Genomic DNA, 17,552 nt, shown 5'->3' with positions numbered 1-17,552 from the left:
TGGCTTGCGAGGCATTGCCTCGCATGCGACTGAACGCACAGCCGCCAGCGGCTGGTACGGGCCGCGGAGCGGGACTTGCAGCGTGTCCCGCGAACCCGCACATCCCCGCCCCGCGCGATGGCGCCGGCACTCGCGAAGTTTCAAGCCGGCACTCGCACGGATTCACGCCTTGCAAGCGCCTCAGCGAAAACCCAGCAGCAAGGCAATAAACCAAAAAAAATCCGACCCCCGAAGGGGCCGGATCCGGAGTACCGCGCCGCCGGCAGCAGGGCTTACAGCGCCTGCAGCTCCTCGTTCGCGTTGCGCTTGCGCTCGGCCGGCGCGTTGGCCGGCGGCGGGGTCAGCATTACCGCCGGCGTCGTCGCGTTCTCCACCGGCACGTCCAGGTAGGGCAGCTTCAGCGTCTCGCTGGTCTGCCGACGGATCTCGTTGGTCAGCGCCGGGCTTTCGTTGAGCTTGCGGCCATACGACGGCACGATCTGCTTCAGCTGCGCTTCCCAGCCTGCCGCCATCTGCGCCGGGAAGGCCTTCTTCAGCAGGTCCAGCATGATCGGCGGCGACGTCGACGCCCCCGGCGATGCCCCCAGCAGCGCGGCCAGCGTGTGGTCCTTGTCGGTCACGATCTCCGTCCCGAACTGCAGGATCGGGCCCTTTTCCGGGTCGCGCTTGATGATCTGCACGCGCTGCCCGGCCGTCACCAGCCTCCAGTCCTCGCGCTTGGCGTTCGGGAAATACTTCACCAGCTCCGCCTGGCGGTCGGCGTCATCCAGCCGCGCCTGGCCCATCAGGTACTTCACCAGGTCCAGGTTTTCCATGCCCACGTCCAGCATCCCGGCCACGTTGTTGTGGTTCACCGACGAATACAGGTCGAACCACGAGCCATGCTTGAGGAACCTGGTGCTGTACAGCGCGAACGGCCCGAACAGCACCACCGGCTTGCCGTCCAGCTTGCGCGCGTCCAGGTGCGGCACCGACATCGGCGGCGAACCCGTTTCGGCCATGCCATAGGCCTTCACCGCATGGCGCCCGGCGATCGCCGGCGCCTGGAAGGCCAGGAACTGCCCGCCCACCGGGAACCCGGCGTAGTTCTTCGATTCGGGGATGCCCGACAGCTGCAGCAGCTTCAGCGCCGCACCACCGGCACCGATGAACACAAACCGCGACTTGATCGTGGATTCCTTCCCCGACTTGAGGTCCTTCACCGTCACGTTCCAGCTCTTGTCCTCGTTCTGGCGCAGCGCACCCACTTCATGGCGCAGGTGCAGCTGGAAGTTGGGGCTGCGCTGCAGGCCGGCGGTCAGCTGGCGGGTGATCACCCCGAAGTTCACGTCCGTGCCCAGCGGCATCCAGGTGGCGGCCACCTTCTGCTTCGGGTCGCGCCCTTCCATCAGCAGCGGCGCCCACTGCGTGATCTGCGCGGCGTCCTCGGAGTACTGCATGCCATAGAACAGCGGGTTCTTGACCAGCGCCTGCTGGCGCTTGTGCAGGTAGGCGATGTTCTCATCGCCCCACACAAAGCTCATGTGCGGGGTGGGGTTGATGAAGTCCGAAGGCTGGCTCAGGCGGCCTTCGCGCACCTGGTGCGACCAGAACTGGCGCGAGATCTCGAACTGCTCGGCGATGCCCACCGCCCGCTTGGTCTCGATGCTGCCGTCGGGCAGCTCGGGGGTGTAGTTCAGCTCGGCGAAGGCCGAGTGCCCGGTGCCGGCGTTGTTCCAGCCGTCCGAACTCTCCAGCGCCACGCCGTCCAGGCGTTCGTACAACTGGATGTTCCAGTCCGGCTGCAGCTCCTGCAGGAACGTGGCCAGGGTGATGCTCATGATGCCGCCACCGACCAGCACGACATCCACCGGCTTGTCGTTGCCTGCCGCCGGCACCGCGCGCTGGTGCAGTGGCCAGTAAAGGAATATCGCCGCTGCCAGCAGCAACAGCACGAGCAGGCCGAGGACGACCTTGGCAAATTTTTTCATGGGGATCTCGGGAGGGGGAGATGTGAACAGGATGCCGACGCCGTGGGGAACAGGCGTGAAGAAACAAGGGGTTGACGGCTCTTGCTGGCGATTTTATCGCCTTTTGCCGTTGTTTTGGTGCAACGCAGCATCCGTCTTGGCGGCCCGCCCTCAATCGCTGGCCAGGGTGAAGTACTCCAGCAGGAAGTACCCGGCCTGGTACAGCAGTGCCACCACCGCCAGCCCCAGCTGCACCGCGCGCTGCCGGCAGGCCGCCCCCAGCGCGGCCATGCCCAGCATCAGCAGGGTGTGCACCGGGTAGGCCGCGCCCAGCATCTGCCAGCGGCTGTGGCCCTTGATCGCGGTGTCGCCCAGGTCCAGCAGGGTGAGCACGGCCAGCATCCCGAAGAACCAGCCGCGCCGCTGCAGCAGGTAGGTCTCGTAGCTGCCAAAGCCGCGCAGGTCGTCGGGGAACAGCAGCACACAGAGCATGAACCAGGCCGCGCAGTAGGTGATCACGAACAGGTACAGCCCGAACGTCCACTGGCGCACGCCGCCCAGCCGGAACTCCCACCACCAGAAGGTCACCACCGAAATCAGCGCCCACAGCACCCAGCACACGTGCACCCATGACCAGCCGCGCCGTTCGGGGTGCTCGATGATCGAGGCCAGGCCGCGCAGCAGGGTGGTGATGCTCAGGCCCAGGATGATGCTGAGGACCACGCGGATATGCAGGTAGACCGGATCGGTTTCCATCGACGCCCCTCCGTTGGCCTGCGCCGATGCTGCGCCGCCCCGGATCAGCGCCCCGTGTACGCCGCCGCGGCAGCCGGTAGGCCGCCGGCCTGGCTCACCGCTTCCGGCGCACCAGCGTGGCCGAGGCATCCAGCACCGCGCGGGTCAGCAGCGCCATGGTCTGCACATCGCCCTTCCAGTGCTGCCAGTACAGCGGCACGTCCTCCCACGCGCGCTGCTTCATCATCACCAGTCGCCCGGCCTCCAGGTGCCGGCGCACCAGGGGCAGCGGGTTCATGGTCCAGCCCAGCCCGCCCAGGTTGGCCTGCACGAACGCGCGGGTGGAGGGAATCCACCAGGTGGGCGCGGTCAACGGCAGGTCGTCGCCGGCCAGGCGCCGTGCGAAGCGGGCCTGCATGTCGTCCTTGCGGTTGAACACCAGTACCGGTGCCTGCGCCAGCGACTGTGCGTTGACGCCCTTGCCGAAGTGCTTCTCGTGGAAGGCCGGGGTGCAGGTGGCCGCATAGCGGATGCTGCCCAGCGCATGGATCTGGCAGCCCTGCACCGGCTCGTCCAGCGTGGTCACCGCCCCCAGCACCGCGCCCTGGCGCAGCAGGGCCACGGTGTGGTCCTGGTCCTCCAGGCGCAGGTCCAGGGTGGTGCCGGTCTGGTGCGCAAAACTGCGCGCCGCCTCGGGGAACCAGGTCTCCAGGCTGTCATGGTTGACCGCCACCGGGATGCTGGCATGGGGCAGGTCTTCGTCGGCGATGCCCATGCGGTGCAGCGCGTCGTGCTCCAGCAACGCGGTCTGCTCGGCCAGCTGCACCAGCACCTGGCCCTCGGGGGTGGCCACCGCCGGCGAGGCGCGCTTGACCAGCAGCCGGCCGACCCGGTCTTCCAGTGCCTTGATGCGCTGGGACACCGCCGAGGCGGTGACGTTGAGCGACTGCGCGGCCCGCTCGAAGCTGCCTTCGCGCACCACCGCCGCCAGGGCCCGCAGCTGGGCATGGTCGATCCGCATGGCCTTAAGTCTCGCTAATGTGGGTTAAGTAAGTTTAGCTCTACTTTTTCATGTTGCGGCGCGACAATATGCGCCATCCGGTGCTGTACGCCTTGGCGAGGCACCGCCCCCCTGAAGTACGACAAGGCGATACCCCATGTTCTCCCTCATCTCCGGCGGCCCCGGTCTGGCCGCGTGGTTCAGTGGTGCCGCGACCGGCATCGGCCTGTTTGCGGTGGTCGGTGCGCAGAGCGCCTTCATCCTGCGCCAGGGCATCCTGCGCAAGCACATCGTGCCGGTCGTGGCGACCTGCGCGGCGATCGATGGCATCTTCATCTTCGCCAGCGTGGCCGGCCTGCGCACGCTGACGCAGGCGCTGCCGTGGCTGACCACGGTGGTGCTGTGGGGCGGCGTGGCGTTCCTGGCCTGGTATGCCTGGCAGTCCGCGCGGCGCGCACTGGCCGGTGGCGGTGGCATGCACGTGGAGGACGGCGACAGCACCTCGCGCCGTGCGGTGCTGATGTCGGCGGTCGGTTTCTCGCTGATCAACCCGCATTTCTGGCTGGACATGATGGTCATCGGGGGCATTGCCGAAAACTTCGGCAACGCGCGCATGGCCTTCGCCGCCGGCGTGTTCACCGCCAGCTGCCTGTGGCTGACGGCGCAGGGCCTGGGTGCCCGCCTGCTGGCGCCGTTGTTCACCCGCCCCAAGACCTGGCGCATCCTCGACGGCACGATCGCCGTGATCCTGTCGATCCTCGCGCTCACCCTCGCGTTCCGCGGCATGCATTGAACTCTCTCCTCGATGCATACCTGGATGGCACCGCTCGCGGTGCCATTTTTTTTGTTTGTTTCTCTGGTGCGTGGCTTGGTGATGCGGCTTTTGAGCAGGGAGCTGTGCGAGCGCCGGCTTGGTCGCGCGGGGTGGGTCGGTGGCCGGCAGGAGAGCACCAACTGCAGCACTGGGCCTTGGTCGGTGGTCGTTGGGGACAACGGGGGGCTGTGGGATGCCGGCCAGCGGCCGGCACTACCGGCGTTTTCGGTGCGTACCCGCGCTCACATGTGAGGCCCGGCACTCGCGAGCTGTTGACGTTCAACCACCCAACCGTTCCAGAAAGAACGCCAGAAAGCACGCACCGACAACAGACAAACGCCCACCCCAGCCGTCGGGAAATACCGACAACGCCCCCTCGGCGACCCCTCTGGTTCCCACGTCAGGCTTCCGTCTAGAATCGGGCACCCGGACAGGGTGTCCGGAAGACAGGGGGAGAAGGATGCGCAAGTCAGCTTGGGTCGCGTTGGTCGTGTGGGGGGCGTTGGCCGGACAGGCCAGCGCGGTGGATCTGGAGCGGTATCTCAAGCGCGATGATTTCGCCGACATCAAGATCTCCCCCGACGGCAATTACCTCGCCGCCACCGTTCCCATGGAAGACCGCACCGCCCTGGCCATCCTTCGCCGCTCCGACAGCCAGGTCGTCGGCTCCTTCGTGCCCCCGCCCAAAAACCACGCCAACGACTTCAACTGGGTCAACGGCAATCGCGTCCTCATCGGCCTCGCCGAAAAAATCGGCGCCCTCGACCGCCCGCGCATGACCGGCGAACTGTTCGCCATCAACGCCGATGGCGGTCGCGGCGAGCTCCTCGTCGGCTACCGCGTCGAAAGCAACGGCCCCGGCACCCGCATCCAGCCCAAGAAGGTCGAGGCCGTCGCCGCCTACATGTTCGACGACCTGCCCCAGGACGACCGCAACGTCCTCGTCTCCATCTGGCCGTTCAAGGACGATCCCTTCACCCGCGTCGACCGCCTCGACGTCCAGAGCGGCCGCCGCCAGACCGTCGCGCTGTCGCCCGTCCGCCGTGCCAGGTTCCTCGCCGATGCCAACGGACAGGTCCGCTTCGCCCATGGCGCCGGCACCGACAACATCAACAAGCTCTACTACCGCCAGGGCACCGGCGACAACTGGAAGCTGGTCAACGATGAAGCCGTCAACGGCCGCATCGAACAGGCCATCGGCTTCTCCGCCGACGGCAGCCTGGCCTACTTCCTTTCCGAGCAGGCCAGCGGCCCCACCGCGATCGTGTCCTGGGACCCGGTCACCGGCAAGCGTACCCAGCTCCTGCGCGATCCCAAGGTCGATCCCAGCCGCATCATCCGCCGCCCCGGCACCGCCGTCCCCGTCGGTGCCCTGTTCCTCGGCGACAAGCCGCACACCCGCTTCTTCGACGAAACCTCCGCCGACGCGCGCCTCTACCGCAGCCTGGAAGCGGCCTTCGGCGGCGACGCCGTGTTTGTCACCTCCAGCACCAAGGATGGCAAGCAGCTCATGATCGAAGCCTGGTCGGGGCAGAACCCCGGCGACTTCTACATCTTCAACACCGATACCAAGCACGCCGACCATGTGATCAGCCGCAGCAGTTGGGTCGAGCCGGCCAAGGCGGCCACCGTGTTGCCCGTGGCGGTCAAGGCCCGCGATGGCCTGGACCTCAGCGGCTTCTTGACCGTGCCCGCCGGCCGTGCCGGCAGCCGCCTGCCGATGGTGGTCATGCCGCACGGCGGGCCGTATGGCGTCTTCGACGACGGCAGCTACAGCGCCGAAACCCAGCTGCTCGCCGCCGCCGGCTATGCCGTGCTGCAGGTCAACTTCCGTGGCTCGGGCAACTACGGGCGCGCGTTCGAGGCCGCCGGCGCGCGGCAGTGGGGCGGGACCATGCAGGATGACGTCACCGACGCCACCCGCTGGGCGATCGCCCAGGGCCATGCCGATCCCGCGAAGATCTGCATCTACGGCGCCAGCTACGGTGCCTACGCGGCGCTGATGGGCGCCGCCAAGGAGGGTGCGCTGTACAAGTGCGCCGCCGGCTACGTGGGCGTCTACGACCTGCCCATGATGTTCACCGCCGGCGACATCCAGCGCAGCGGATCCGGTGAGACCTACCTCAAGGACTGGCTGGGCGATCCGCAGGCCCTGGCGGCGGTGTCACCGGTCAACCTGGCGGCGCAGATCAAGGTGCCGGTGTTCCTGGCCGCCGGTGGCGAGGACGAACGCGCCCCGATCAAGCACACCAAGCGCATGGAAGAGGCCTTGAAGAAGGCCGGCGTGCCGGTCCAGTCGCTGTACTACGCCAGCGAAGGCCACGGGTTCTACACCGACCCGCACCGCCGCGAGTACTACGGCAAGCTGCTGGCGTTCCTGTCGGCCAATCTGGGCGGTGAGACCGCCAAGGCCGCGGCACCCGCACAGCCCTGACCGGCCGTCGGGCGCGCCCCCCGTTGCCTGCACCGCACGGTGACGGCAGCGGGGTACGGCGCGGTGCGTGTCGTCCGGCGCGGGCAGGGGGCCCGCACCACCAAGGAGATCAACAATGCACGCTCGTGTATGGATCATGCGGCTGTGCGTGGCCGTTGCCTGCCTGCCCGGCGCCGCCGGTGCGGTGGACCTGGAGGCCTTCCTGCGCGACGAGGCCTTCGACGACCTGCAGCTGTCACCGGACGGCCGCTACCTGGCGGCCACCATTCCGCTGGAGGATTCCACCGCGGTGGCGATCCTCGGCAGCCAGGACATGAAGCTGGTCGGCAGCTTCCGGCCACCGCGCAACAACCACGCGATCAACGTGGACTGGGTCAGCAACGAGCGGGTGCTGGTGGGGCTGGGCGAGAAGCTCGGCCGCCTGGAGGAGCCGATGGCCACCGGCGAGCTGTACGCCATCGATGCGGACGGCAAGGCCGGCGAACTGCTGATCGGCTACCGCGCCCGCCGCCAGCAGGTGGCCACGGCCGACGGCCCGGAACGGAGCGGGCTGGTGGTCGCCTTCCTCACCGACGAGCTGGCCGCCGATGACCGCCATGCGCTGGTGGCGGTGACCCCGGTCATCGGCAGCGCGTTTACCCGGATCGAACGCATCGACGTGGTGACCGGCAAGCGCGAGCTGGTGGTCCAATCGCCGGTGGCTGGGGCCAGCTTCACCACCGACAACAGCGGCACGGTGCGCTTCGCACGCGGTGCCGGTGCCGACAACGTGGACAAACTGTACTACCGCGCCGACGGTGCCGCCGACTGGACGCTGGTCAACGATCAGTCGGCCAGCCAGCGCATCGAACTGCCCATCGGGTTTTCGGCCGACAACCAGCTGGCCTACCTGTGGGCCGAGCAGCCCACCGGGCCGGATGCGATCATCAGCTGGAACCCGCAGACCGACGAGCGCCGCACCGTGCTGCGCGATGCGGTGGTGGACCCGGGCCGGGTGATCTTCCAGCCGGGCACGCGCGTGCCGGTCGGTGCCCTGTTCCTGGGCGATGTGCCACGCGCGCGGTTTTTCGATGACACCTCCAGCACGGCGCGCCTGTACCGCACGCTGCAGGCCGCGCTGGAGGGGCCGGTGCATGTCACCTCCAGCACGCGCGATGGGCGCGCGGTGGTGGTGAACACCTGGTCGGGCAGCAACCCCGGCGATTTCTACCTCTACGACACCACCACCCGCGTCGCCCGGCACCTGGCCAGCCGCAGCGAATGGATCGACCCGGCCCGCAGCGCACAGGTGCGCCCGATCGCGCTGTCCGCGCGCGATGGCTTGCCGCTGCACGGGTTCCTCACCGTGCCGCACGGCAGCGACGGTCGCAACCTGCCGATGGTGGTGATGCCGCATGGCGGGCCGTTCGGCCTGTTCGACAGCGGCCGCTACGATGCGGAGGCCCAGCTGCTCGCCGCCGCCGGGTATGCGGTGCTGCAGGTCAACTTCCGGGGGTCGGCCAACTATGGCCGCGCCCATACCGAGGCGGGCCGGCAGCAATGGGGGGCGGCGATGCAGGACGACGTCACCGACGCCACCCGCTGGGCCATCGCGCAGGGCGTGGCCGACAAGGCGCGGATCTGCATCTATGGCGCCAGCTACGGTGCCTACGCGGCCATGATGGGAGCCGCACGCGAGCCCGGGCTGTACCAGTGCGCGGCCGGTTACGTGGGCATCTACGACCTGCCGATGATGTACCGGCGTGGCGACATCCGGCGCGGCGCCTCCGGGCGGACGTACCTGAGCGAGTGGCTGGGCACGCCGGAGCAACTGGCGGCACGCTCGCCGCTGGCGCTGGCCGCGCAGATCCGCGTCCCGGTGTTCCTGGCTGCCGGCGGCCAGGACACGCGCGCGCCGATGGTGCACAGCCGGCGCCTGGAAGCGGCGCTCAAGCGCGCCGGCACCCCGGTGGAAAGCCTGTACTACTTCAGCGAAGGCCACGGCTTCTACGCACGCGACCACCAGCGGGAACTGTATCGACGCCTGCTGGCCTTCCTGTCGCGCAGCCTGGGCGGACAACTGGCCAGTGCGCCGGCCCCGGCCGAGGCGCGCAAGGCGCCCTGACGCACAGACGCCCAGGCCACGGCAATGCGTGGCCTGGGCGGCAGGGTGTGGCGGCGCGCGCGCCGCCGCGGTGCATCAGAACCCGTAGTGGGCGTGCAGCTGGGCCTGGCGGTCGGCCTTGCCCAGCAACCGCTCGGCCATCAGCGAGGCGCCCAAGGCCAGCCGGTTGTGCCGATAGTCGGCGCCCAGCATGAGGCGATGGTCCAGCCCGGACGGCGCGGCACCGGGCAGGGCGAAGGCGTGGTCCTGGGCACCGTGCAGCGTGGCCAGGCGGTCACTGGCGCGGTAGGCCAGCGAGCCGATCAACGCCGCATCGGCGCGGACCGTCCAGCGCTGGCCCAGCCGGCCCTGCATCGCCGTGCCCACCTCCCATTGCACGCCCTGGCGCGTGCCGGCGCCGACCGACAGCCCCAGCGCATCGGCGCCGTACTCATGGAAGGCCGCTTCCCGGCTGTGGAAGGCGTGTGCGCCCACGCGCGGCTGCCAGCGCAACCCGCCGGCCACCAGCTCGCGGCTGAGCATGCTGCCCACCCGCGTGCGCGACAACGCACGGCGGCTGTGCGCGCTGTGCTGCACGCTGCCCCAGCGCAGCTGGCGCTGCCCTTCCAGCTGGTGCCATTCATTGCCCAGCGTGTGCTGCAGGTCGAAGCTGCCCAGCGCCTGCCCGAACCCGACGCCGGCAAAGCGCGACTGGTTGCGGCTCTGCCCACCGTCGCTGGTGACATCCGCGCCGAGCAGGCCGGTGGTCAACTGCAGGCGATGGCCGCCGCGCAGGGGCACGCCCACCTGCATGCCGCTGCCCACGCCCTGCACGCCATGGGCGGCCGCCGTGCCCGGGCCGAACGCCACCACCCGGTGGCCCTCGGCGGGCACCGCGCGGGCCAGGCTGGACCAGAACGCATCGCCGTTGGCCGTCACCCGCAGGCTGGAGGCCATCACCTCGGCACCGGACAACTGCGACAGCGCCGCATTGAACTCGGCCGCATTGGCCACTTCCAGGCTGTGGTACAGCGCGTTGTTGTCATAGCCCGCTTCCAGCGCACCGGCCAGGCCCTGCAGCGGCGCGTCGGCCAGGGTGCGGTAGTCGTTGCGGGTCATCACCACGTCCACGTCGCCGGCCGCATCGCGCTCGGCCCGCGCCTGCCACACCACCGACGCGCTGTGGATGTTGTCCTCGCCACTGTCGGCCCCCACGAACACGCCTTCCAGGCGCACCTGCGAGGCCGCGGTGCCGCGGGTGAAGCCGGTGTCCACCGCCACGTCGGCCAGGTGCCCGCCCTGGTGCAGCACCAGGCGACCGGCGCTGCCGTCGGCATTGGTGCCCACGGTGTAGCCGCTCACGCCGCGCGGTGCCTGCCAGCCCAGGTCCGCGCCGGACTGGTCGGCCGCGCCGGTGGCAGCGTCGGCGTGGTGCCCGCTGCCGGTGCCATACACGTTGACCTGGCCGTTGTTGATCAGCCGCCCGGTGCCGCCCGGGGCCATCTGGAAGGCGAAGGAATGGTCGGCATGGATGTTGATGACGCCGCCGCGGCGGTTGTTGAGCGTGGCCGAGCCGTCCGAGCGCATCGCCACCAGGCCCTGGCCGTTGGCGCCGCCGGCGGTGCCCAGGTTGATCGTGCCGTCGTTGATGAGCGTGGCCCCGCGCGCACCGCTCATGGCCACCGCGTTGTCGCCGGTAACGGTGAGCGTGCCCTGGTTGAGCAGCGTGGCAGCGCTGCCTTCGGCATGCATCGCCGCCTGGTGGCGCGCCTGGCTGGTGATCGTGCCGCCCAGCCGGTTGATGCCGGTGCTGGCGTGCGTATCGGCCACCAGCGTGAGCACGCGGGCGTCGGTGTTCATCGCGATGCTGCCGCGGTTGTCGAAGGCTTCGATGACGTCGCGCTCATTGCCCACGCGTGCGGTGACGGCATGCACCAGCGCGTTCTGGTTGAGCACGCCGGTGGCGGTCACGCTGCCATGGTTGTCGAATTCGGCCATGCCACCCAGCACGAAGCCGCCGCCGTGCACGTCCAGGCGGGCGTTGCGCAGGCGCTCGCCGTTGTCGAACTCGCTCTCGCCCTGCAGTGTCACCAGGGTGTCGCGCAGTTCCATCGTGCCGAGGTTCTCGATGTCCGCATCGCCGGCCAGGGTGATGGTGGCGCCCTGCGCCTGCACGGTGCCGTAGTTGTCGAAACTCGCATCGGCCTGCAGGTCCAGGCGGCCGCGCAGCTCGAACTGGCCGCGGTTGTCCATCTCGCCGTCGCGCTCGATCAACAGCCCGCCGCGCTCGGCAACGCGCAGCACGCCGTGGTTGTGCAGGTGGCCGTTGCCGGCCACCGCCAGGGTGCCGGCGGCCAGGTCCAGGGTGCCGTCATTGCGCACCGTGCCCACCACGCGCGTGGTCAGGCCCTGGCCCCAACTGGCCTGGCCGCCGCTGCCCACCAGCGACTGCTGATTGCCGAACTGGCCGCCTTCGCGCCCCGGGGCGCCGCCACCGCCGCTGCCGCCGCCGTTGTCACCGCCGCCGCCCTGGCCGCCGCCACCCCCGCCGCCGCCGCCGCCTGCCGCCGCACCGGCCACCAGCGCGGCGATGCCGCCGATCCACCACGGCGAGAAGCCGCGCGAGGAGGTGTCGTCCGCCGCGTCGCAGGTAGTGGTGTCGGTGGGATCGCAGTCCGGGGCGGTCGTCTGCGCGTGGGCGGTCGGGGCCACGCACAGCGAGACGGCAATCATGGCCGCCAGCGGATGGCGGAGGGGCAGGGGGTGACGCATCGAGGATTCTCCAGGCACACAGGTGCAGATCGGGGGGGGAAGGGATGCAACAGGTGCCAGGCACCGGTTGAACGCGGCGCATGGTGTCAGCGGCCCCCCGCGATGTATCTGCAACTAGTACGAAAAATCCAGAATGTGAACTGGTCGTCTGGTGTTAGAAATTGTTTAAGTGCAGGTGCTATCCGTGCCCCGCACCAAGCCACGCGCGACACACGAAAACGGCACCCGAAGGTGCCGTCGCGTGGTCTGCCAAGGCGGTGCCCGGCGTGGCCGGGTGCCGCTCACTTCACCCCGTGCATCATCTTCTTCAGCAGCGGCGCGCAGGCCAGCGCCACCGCCGCGCAGCCCAGCCCGATCCACATCAGCAGCCAGAACAGGTGCTCGTAGCTGGCCGCCGCGCTGGCGATGTTCATCGCCTGGCCTTCGGGCACCTCGATCGCGGCCAGCTTGCCGAACAGCGCGGCCAGCGTTTCGGAGAACGCGGTGGCCAGGAACCAGGTGCCCATCATCAGGCTCACCACGCGCGGCGCGGCCAGCTGGGTCACCGCCGACAGGCCCACCGGCGACAGGCACATCTCGCCGATCTCCAGGATCAGGTAGGCCAGCACCAGCCACCACACGCTGGCCATCTGCCCGGTGGCGCCCACCTGCTGGGCGGCCAGCGCCAGCGGCACGAACGACAGCGCGGCGAAGATCAGCCCGAACGAGGATTTGAGCGGCTTGGACGGGTCCAGGCGGCGGCGGTCCAGCCAGGCCCACAGCATGGCGAACAGCGGTGCCAGCACCACCAGGAACAGGCCGCCCAGATAGGTCAGCGAGCCGGCGGTCTGCGGGATCACCAGGCAGTCGCGCACCAGCATCACCAGCATCAGCGCCACGATGGCCACGAACAGGTTGCGCGGTGCGGTGGAGCCGGGCGTGCGCTCGGACAGCCGCGCGGCCACCACGAAGCCCAGCGGCGCCAGCAGCAGCGAGGCGATCGACCACGGCAGCGGCGTGCCGCCCTGGATCACCAGCGCCGGCACCAGGTCCTTGGTCAGAAGGCGATCGGTGAAGGTCACCCACGAGCCGTAGGTCTGCTCGTAGAGGGTGAAGAACACCAGCGCCATGAAGATCAGCGCCATCAGCGCGATCATCTGCTGGCGCTGCACCGGCGTGCAGCGGGTGCCGGTGAACCAGGCAAACCACAGCAGCACCCCGCCCAACACCACGATCATCAGCATCAACGCCAGGCTGATTTCACCGCCGAGGGCGAACGCGCCGTTGGCCGCGGCCCACATCAGCGCCGCCACCGGGACCACCCCGAGCACGGCCACCGCATAGATCAGCCACTCGCGCCGCAGGCCCAGCACGCGCTGGCGCAGGGCGGCGGTGTCGGTGGGTTCGGCGTGGCCCTGCAGGTACTTCTGGCCCCACAGGAACATCGCCAGGCCCACGACCATGCCGATGCCGGCCGCGCCGAAGCCGTACTTCCAGCCGTAGGCTTCGCCGAGGAACCCGCACACCAGCGAGGCGAACAGCGCGCCCAGGTTGATGCCGGCATAGAACAGCGAGAAGCCCGAGTCGCGGCGCGGGTCGTTTTCCGGGTAAAGCTTGCCGACGATGGTGGAGATGTTGGGCTTGAGGAAGCCCACGCCCATGATGATCAGCGCCAGCGACAGGTAGGTGATGCCCAGCGCGGCGTCATCGCGCACGATCTCGCCGTTGATGCGGGTGGCCGCATGGCCCTCGAAGGCCATGCCCAGATGCCCCAGCACCAGCAGCACGCCGCCGAACACCACCGCCTTGCGCATGCCCAGCCAGCGGTCGGCCAGCAGGCCGCCGAACACCGGAATGCAATACACCAGCCCGCCGTAGGCCCCGAGCAGGTCCAGCCCGGCCTTGTCGCCGAACAGGTGGTACTTGGTGAGATACAGCAGCAGCAGCGCCTTCATCCCGTAGAACGAGAACCGCTCCCACATCTCGGTGAAGAAGCAGACGTAGACGCCCTTGGGGTGGCCGAGGAAATCGTCCGCGGCGGACGACACGGAAAGCGAAGCGGGCAGGGCGGCTGCGGTCATCAGGGTCGGGGCAGGCAGGCAAGGCGGGCAGTATAGGCGCGCGACCCCGCCCTGGCCTTGCCGGACCCGGCGGTCTCCCCCGGTAGGTCACGCCCCATGGTCGTGACGCCGCTACAAATAAAGCAGCCAGGCCACATCGCGCCGCCGCGCCTTCAGCCGCGCGAAGGCGCGGGTCGGCCAGTACAGGGCCAGCGCCAGCAGCGCGGTGATCGCCCACAGGGTGGCCACGTGGTCCACCCCGAAATACCCGCCGTGGGTCTGCCCCCAGCGTGCTTCGGCCAGCACGTACAGCGCCTTGAGCACATACAGGTGCAGCAGGTAGAAGAACATCGGCGCCGCACCGATGTTGGCCAGCGGCGCCAGCGCGCGGGCCACGGCCGGGTGCTCGTAGAGCCGCAGCACCAGCAGCCCGATGCCCAGCGTCAGCAGCAGGAACAGCAGCGAGGGCGGGTATTTGGTCACGTTGAACACGCTCATCGCGGTCAGCCCGGCATCGCCCAGCGCCTGCCACGGGCTGTCGCCGTACACGTTGGCCGCGCGCAGCAGCGCGAAGCCGAGCAGCGCGCCGCCCCCGGCCCACAGCAGCCGGCGCCGGCGCAGCAGCGCATCGCCGCCGCGGGCGAACCACGGGCCGATCACCCAGCCCAGCGCGATCACCCCGATCCACGGCAGCAGCGGATAGGACGTGCGCAGCCGCAGATGCTGGCCCACCTCGATCCAGTCACGCTGGTGCAGCACCTTCCACAGCACCGCCAGCGGGCCGTCGCCCTGCACGTGCACGCCATCGAGCAGGTTGTGCCCGACGATCAGCCCCAGCGCCAGCACCGCCAGCGCCGGGCGCGGCAGCCACAGCAGCCCGGCCAGCGCCATCATGCTCAGCCCGATCGCCCAGATCACCTGCAGGTAGATCACGCTGGGCGGGAACTGCAGCGTCCAGGCGAAGTTGACCACCAGCAGCTCCAGCGCCACCAGGAACAGCCCGCGCTTGAGCAGGAACGCCGAGGCCGCGCGACGCCCGTCGGCCTGGCCGCTGGCATACAGCCACGCCGACAGCCCGGTCAGCAGCACGAACACCGGCGCGCACAGGTGGGCCAGCAGGCGGCTGACGAACAACGCCGGCTCGGTCTGGTCCACCAGCATCGGGTCGGGCACCTGGTGGTGCATGTAGAAGGTTTCGCGCACGTGGTCGAGCAGCATCAGCACGATCACCGTGCCGCGCAGCTGGTCGATGGAGGTCAGGCGGGGGGAGGGGGCGGCCACGGCAGCACCGGTCGATGGCGTGACAGGATATAACATAACAACAAGGCCGTCCGCGCCAAACATCCGCAACCCCTACCGCGGCGGGTAGAGCCACCCCATGGGTGGCTGCCCCAATGATCTCGTCCTACCCAGCCGCCTCCGGGACCAACCGCACTGGACTTGCCGTGCCCTGAACGCTAGCGTGAAAGGGATTTTTTGCCAGCAGGGGCTTTCATGAACAACGACGCTGCGCCCAAGCAGCTCACTTTCCGCGCGGTGGTGCTTGCCATCGTGCTGGCGGTGGTGCTCTCGGCCGCCAACGCCTACCTGGGTCTGTTCGCAGGCCTGACCATCGCCACCGCCATTCCCGCCGCGGTCATTTCCATGGGGGTGCTGCGCCTGCTCGGCGGCGGCACCATCCTGGAAAACAACATCGTGCAGACCGGCGCTTCGGCCGGCTCCTCGATCGCCGCCGGCGTCATCTTCACCATCCCCGCGCTGGTGATCATGGGCTACTGGCCGGACTTCAAGTACTGGTGGGTGCTGGGCATCGCCGGCCTCGGCGGCCTGCTGGGCGTGCTGTTCTCGGTGCCGCTGCGGCGCTCGATGATCGTCGAAGACCCGCTGCCGTTCCCCGAAGGCAAGGCTGCGGCCGAAGTGCTCAAGGCCGGTGAAAACCCCGGCCCGGGCCTGAAGATCCTGGCCGTGTCGGCGGTGATCGGCGCCTTCGTCAAGCTGGCCGCCGAGAGCGGCATGCGCCTGATTCCCGATGCCTGGGCCACCTCGGCCTACGTGGGCAGCTCCAAGATCACCGCCTTCATCGGCACCAATCTGTCCCCGGCGCTGCTGGGCGTGGGCTACATCGTCGGCCTCAACGTCGGCATCGTGGTGGTGTCCGGCTCGATCCTCACCTGGCACATCGCCATCCCGCTGTACCAGGCGTTCTTCATGAACACCGATCCGGCGCTGGCGGCCTCGATCGCGGCGGCCTCGTCCACCGAGGCGGCGTTTGCGATCTGGGGCGCGAAGATGCGTTACCTGGGCGTGGGCGCGATGCTGATCGGCGGCGTGTGGACCCTGATTTCGCTGCGCAAGTCGCTGCTCAACGGCGTCAAGAGCGGCTTTGCCGCCGCGCGCAAGAGCAGCGGCCCGGCGCTGGCGCACACCGAGCGCGACCTGCCGATGAAGTGGATGCTGGTGGCCCTGGTGGTGTTCACCCTGCCGCTGCTGGCGCTGTACCAGGCCATCGTCGGCCAGTGGCACGTCTCGATCCCGATGACCCTGATCATGATCGTGGCCGGCTTCCTGTTCGTCTCGGTCTCGGCCTACCTGGCCGGCCTGATCGGGTCGTCCAACAACCCGGTGTCGGGCATCACCATTTCCACGATCCTGTTCGCCTCGGCGGTGCTGGTGGTGCTGCTGGGCGCCGACGGCCTCAAGCCGGTGGGCGTGAGCGGGGCGCCGCTGGGCGCGGTGGCCGCGATCATGATCGGCGCGGTGGTGTGCTGCGCTGCCGCGGTCGGTGGCGACAACCTGCAGGATCTGAAGGCCGGCTACATCGTCGGCGCCACCCCGTGGAAGCAGCAGCTGATGCTGGGCATCGGCGCGTTCTCGTGTGCGCTGATCATGGCCCCGGTGCTGAACCTGCTGGCCACCGCCTACGGCATCGGGGTCAAGTCCGACCTGCATCCCAACGCGCTGGCCGCCCCGCAGGCCAACCTGATGGCCTCGGTGGCCAAGGGCCTGTTCGGCGGTGAACTGCCGTGGACCTTCATCGGCATCGGTGCGGTGGTCGGCGCGGCGATCATCGCCTTCGACAGCTGGCTGAAGTCGCGCAACGCCCGCTTCCGCGTGCCGGTGCTGGCCGCCGCCATCGGCATCTACCTGCCGCTGGAGCTGATGGTGCCGATCTTCCTGGGCGGCCTGATCGCCTACCTGGTCGAGCGCTTCCACAAGGTGCGTGCCGACGACGAAGAAGGCCGCGACCGCGTGCACAAGCCGGGCGTGCTGTTTGCCGCCGGCCTGATCACCGGCGAGGCCCTGATGGGCATCGCCATCGCGATCCCGATCGTGGTCAGCAGCCGCGCCGACGTCCTGGCCCTGCCGTTCCACCTGCCGGGCGCACAGTGGATCGGCCTGGCCGTGCTGTTCCTGGTGGGCTGGCTGATCTACCGCACCGGCAAGCGCGCGGTGGGCTCGGTCTGAAGGCCGCTCCCGCTTGACCACCCCGCGTCGGGGTAGTGCTGGACGGCTGAGAACGCCGCGGTTCCCTTGAGGATCGCGGCGTTTTTTTTCGCCGATCTGCGGGTTTCTGTCGTTGCGGCACATGAAACCTTGCGAGTGCCGGGCAGGTCGCCCCCCACCTCCGACAGTTGGCCGGTGGTCGTTGGGAGTCATGGTGGGTTATGGAAGCCGGCCAGCGGCCGGCACTACCGGCTTTTCCGGTGCGCACCGGCCAACTGTCCA

Annotated in this window: 10 protein-coding genes; 4 read left to right on the top strand and 6 right to left on the bottom strand. The window is 69.2% G+C overall.

What is annotated here, in order from left to right; translation table 11 throughout:
• Nucleotides 1–272 precede the first annotated feature (272 nt).
• The 3 genes from mqo to RSA25_RS14745 all read right to left on the bottom strand — a co-directional run bounded on the left by mqo (nucleotide 273) and on the right by RSA25_RS14745 (nucleotide 3,705).
• Complete coding sequence (mqo, locus tag RSA25_RS14755) at nucleotides 273–1,970, bottom strand: malate dehydrogenase (quinone) (protein ID WP_332809611.1); 1,698 nt, start codon at nucleotides 1,968–1,970, stop codon at nucleotides 273–275.
• 150 nt (nucleotides 1,971–2,120) lie between these two features.
• Complete coding sequence (locus RSA25_RS14750) at nucleotides 2,121–2,705, bottom strand: hypothetical protein (RefSeq protein WP_332809610.1); 585 nt, start codon at nucleotides 2,703–2,705, stop codon at nucleotides 2,121–2,123.
• A 94-nt stretch (nucleotides 2,706–2,799) separates the two neighbouring features.
• Complete coding sequence (locus tag RSA25_RS14745) at nucleotides 2,800–3,705, bottom strand: LysR family transcriptional regulator ArgP (RefSeq protein ID WP_332809609.1); 906 nt, start codon at nucleotides 3,703–3,705, stop codon at nucleotides 2,800–2,802.
• A gap of 136 nt (nucleotides 3,706–3,841) precedes the next feature.
• On the opposite strand from RSA25_RS14745, the gene RSA25_RS14740 reads away from it, so the two are divergent.
• The 3 genes from RSA25_RS14740 to RSA25_RS14730 all read left to right on the top strand — a co-directional run bounded on the left by RSA25_RS14740 (nucleotide 3,842) and on the right by RSA25_RS14730 (nucleotide 9,036).
• Complete coding sequence (locus RSA25_RS14740) at nucleotides 3,842–4,477, top strand: LysE family transporter (RefSeq protein ID WP_332809608.1); 636 nt, start codon at nucleotides 3,842–3,844, stop codon at nucleotides 4,475–4,477.
• 481 nt (nucleotides 4,478–4,958) lie between these two features.
• Nucleotides 4,959–6,932, top strand: coding sequence for a S9 family peptidase (locus tag RSA25_RS14735; RefSeq protein WP_332809607.1), 1,974 nt, complete (start codon nucleotides 4,959–4,961; stop codon nucleotides 6,930–6,932).
• Between the two features lie 115 nt (nucleotides 6,933–7,047).
• Nucleotides 7,048–9,036 (top strand): prolyl oligopeptidase family serine peptidase, encoded by a 1,989-nt coding sequence (locus RSA25_RS14730; protein ID WP_332809606.1) that lies wholly within the window; start codon nucleotides 7,048–7,050, stop codon nucleotides 9,034–9,036.
• Between the two features lie 75 nt (nucleotides 9,037–9,111).
• Here the strand turns inward: RSA25_RS14730 and RSA25_RS14725 are convergent, their stop codons facing one another.
• The 3 genes from RSA25_RS14725 to RSA25_RS14715 form a co-directional block, all read right to left on the bottom strand.
• A complete protein-coding gene (locus RSA25_RS14725) occupies nucleotides 9,112–11,787 on the bottom strand; it encodes a hypothetical protein (RefSeq protein WP_332809605.1) in 2,676 nt (891 codons plus the stop codon).
• A gap of 281 nt (nucleotides 11,788–12,068) precedes the next feature.
• Nucleotides 12,069–13,847, bottom strand: a complete 1,779-nt coding sequence (locus tag RSA25_RS14720) for an oligopeptide:H+ symporter (RefSeq protein ID WP_332809604.1) — start codon at nucleotides 13,845–13,847, stop codon at nucleotides 12,069–12,071.
• Between the two features lie 111 nt (nucleotides 13,848–13,958).
• Nucleotides 13,959–15,143, bottom strand: coding sequence for a heparan-alpha-glucosaminide N-acetyltransferase domain-containing protein (locus tag RSA25_RS14715; RefSeq protein WP_332809603.1), 1,185 nt, complete (start codon nucleotides 15,141–15,143; stop codon nucleotides 13,959–13,961).
• 177 nt (nucleotides 15,144–15,320) lie between these two features.
• On the opposite strand from RSA25_RS14715, the gene RSA25_RS14710 reads away from it, so the two are divergent.
• Complete coding sequence (locus RSA25_RS14710; protein WP_332809602.1) at nucleotides 15,321–17,291, top strand: oligopeptide transporter, OPT family; 1,971 nt, start codon at nucleotides 15,321–15,323, stop codon at nucleotides 17,289–17,291.
• Nucleotides 17,292–17,552: the final 261 nt, after the last annotated feature.

The sequence above is a fragment of the Stenotrophomonas sp. genome (assembly GCF_036662295.1).
Lineage (GTDB): Bacteria > Pseudomonadota > Gammaproteobacteria > Xanthomonadales > Xanthomonadaceae > Stenotrophomonas.
This window is presented reverse-complemented; position numbering and strand designations above follow the sequence as displayed.

Bases quoted from the DNA above. Each gene is read 5' to 3' on its own strand.
- RSA25_RS14750 (WP_332809610.1), bottom strand. From the start codon at position 2,705: ATGGAAACCGATCCGGTCTACCTGCATATCCGCGTGGTCCTCAGCATC.
- RSA25_RS14715 (WP_332809603.1), bottom strand. From the start codon at position 15,143: ATGTTATATCCTGTCACGCCATCGACCGGTGCTGCCGTGGCCGCCCCC.
- RSA25_RS14745 (WP_332809609.1), bottom strand. From the start codon at position 3,705: ATGCGGATCGACCATGCCCAGCTGCGGGCCCTGGCGGCGGTGGTGCGC.
- RSA25_RS14710 (WP_332809602.1), top strand. From the start codon at position 15,321: ATGAACAACGACGCTGCGCCCAAGCAGCTCACTTTCCGCGCGGTGGTG.
- RSA25_RS14740 (WP_332809608.1), top strand. From the start codon at position 3,842: ATGTTCTCCCTCATCTCCGGCGGCCCCGGTCTGGCCGCGTGGTTCAGT.
- RSA25_RS14720 (WP_332809604.1), bottom strand. From the start codon at position 13,847: ATGACCGCAGCCGCCCTGCCCGCTTCGCTTTCCGTGTCGTCCGCCGCG.
- RSA25_RS14735 (WP_332809607.1), top strand. From the start codon at position 4,959: ATGCGCAAGTCAGCTTGGGTCGCGTTGGTCGTGTGGGGGGCGTTGGCC.
- mqo (WP_332809611.1), bottom strand. From the start codon at position 1,970: ATGAAAAAATTTGCCAAGGTCGTCCTCGGCCTGCTCGTGCTGTTGCTG.
- RSA25_RS14725 (WP_332809605.1), bottom strand. From the start codon at position 11,787: ATGCGTCACCCCCTGCCCCTCCGCCATCCGCTGGCGGCCATGATTGCC.
- RSA25_RS14730 (WP_332809606.1), top strand. From the start codon at position 7,048: ATGCACGCTCGTGTATGGATCATGCGGCTGTGCGTGGCCGTTGCCTGC.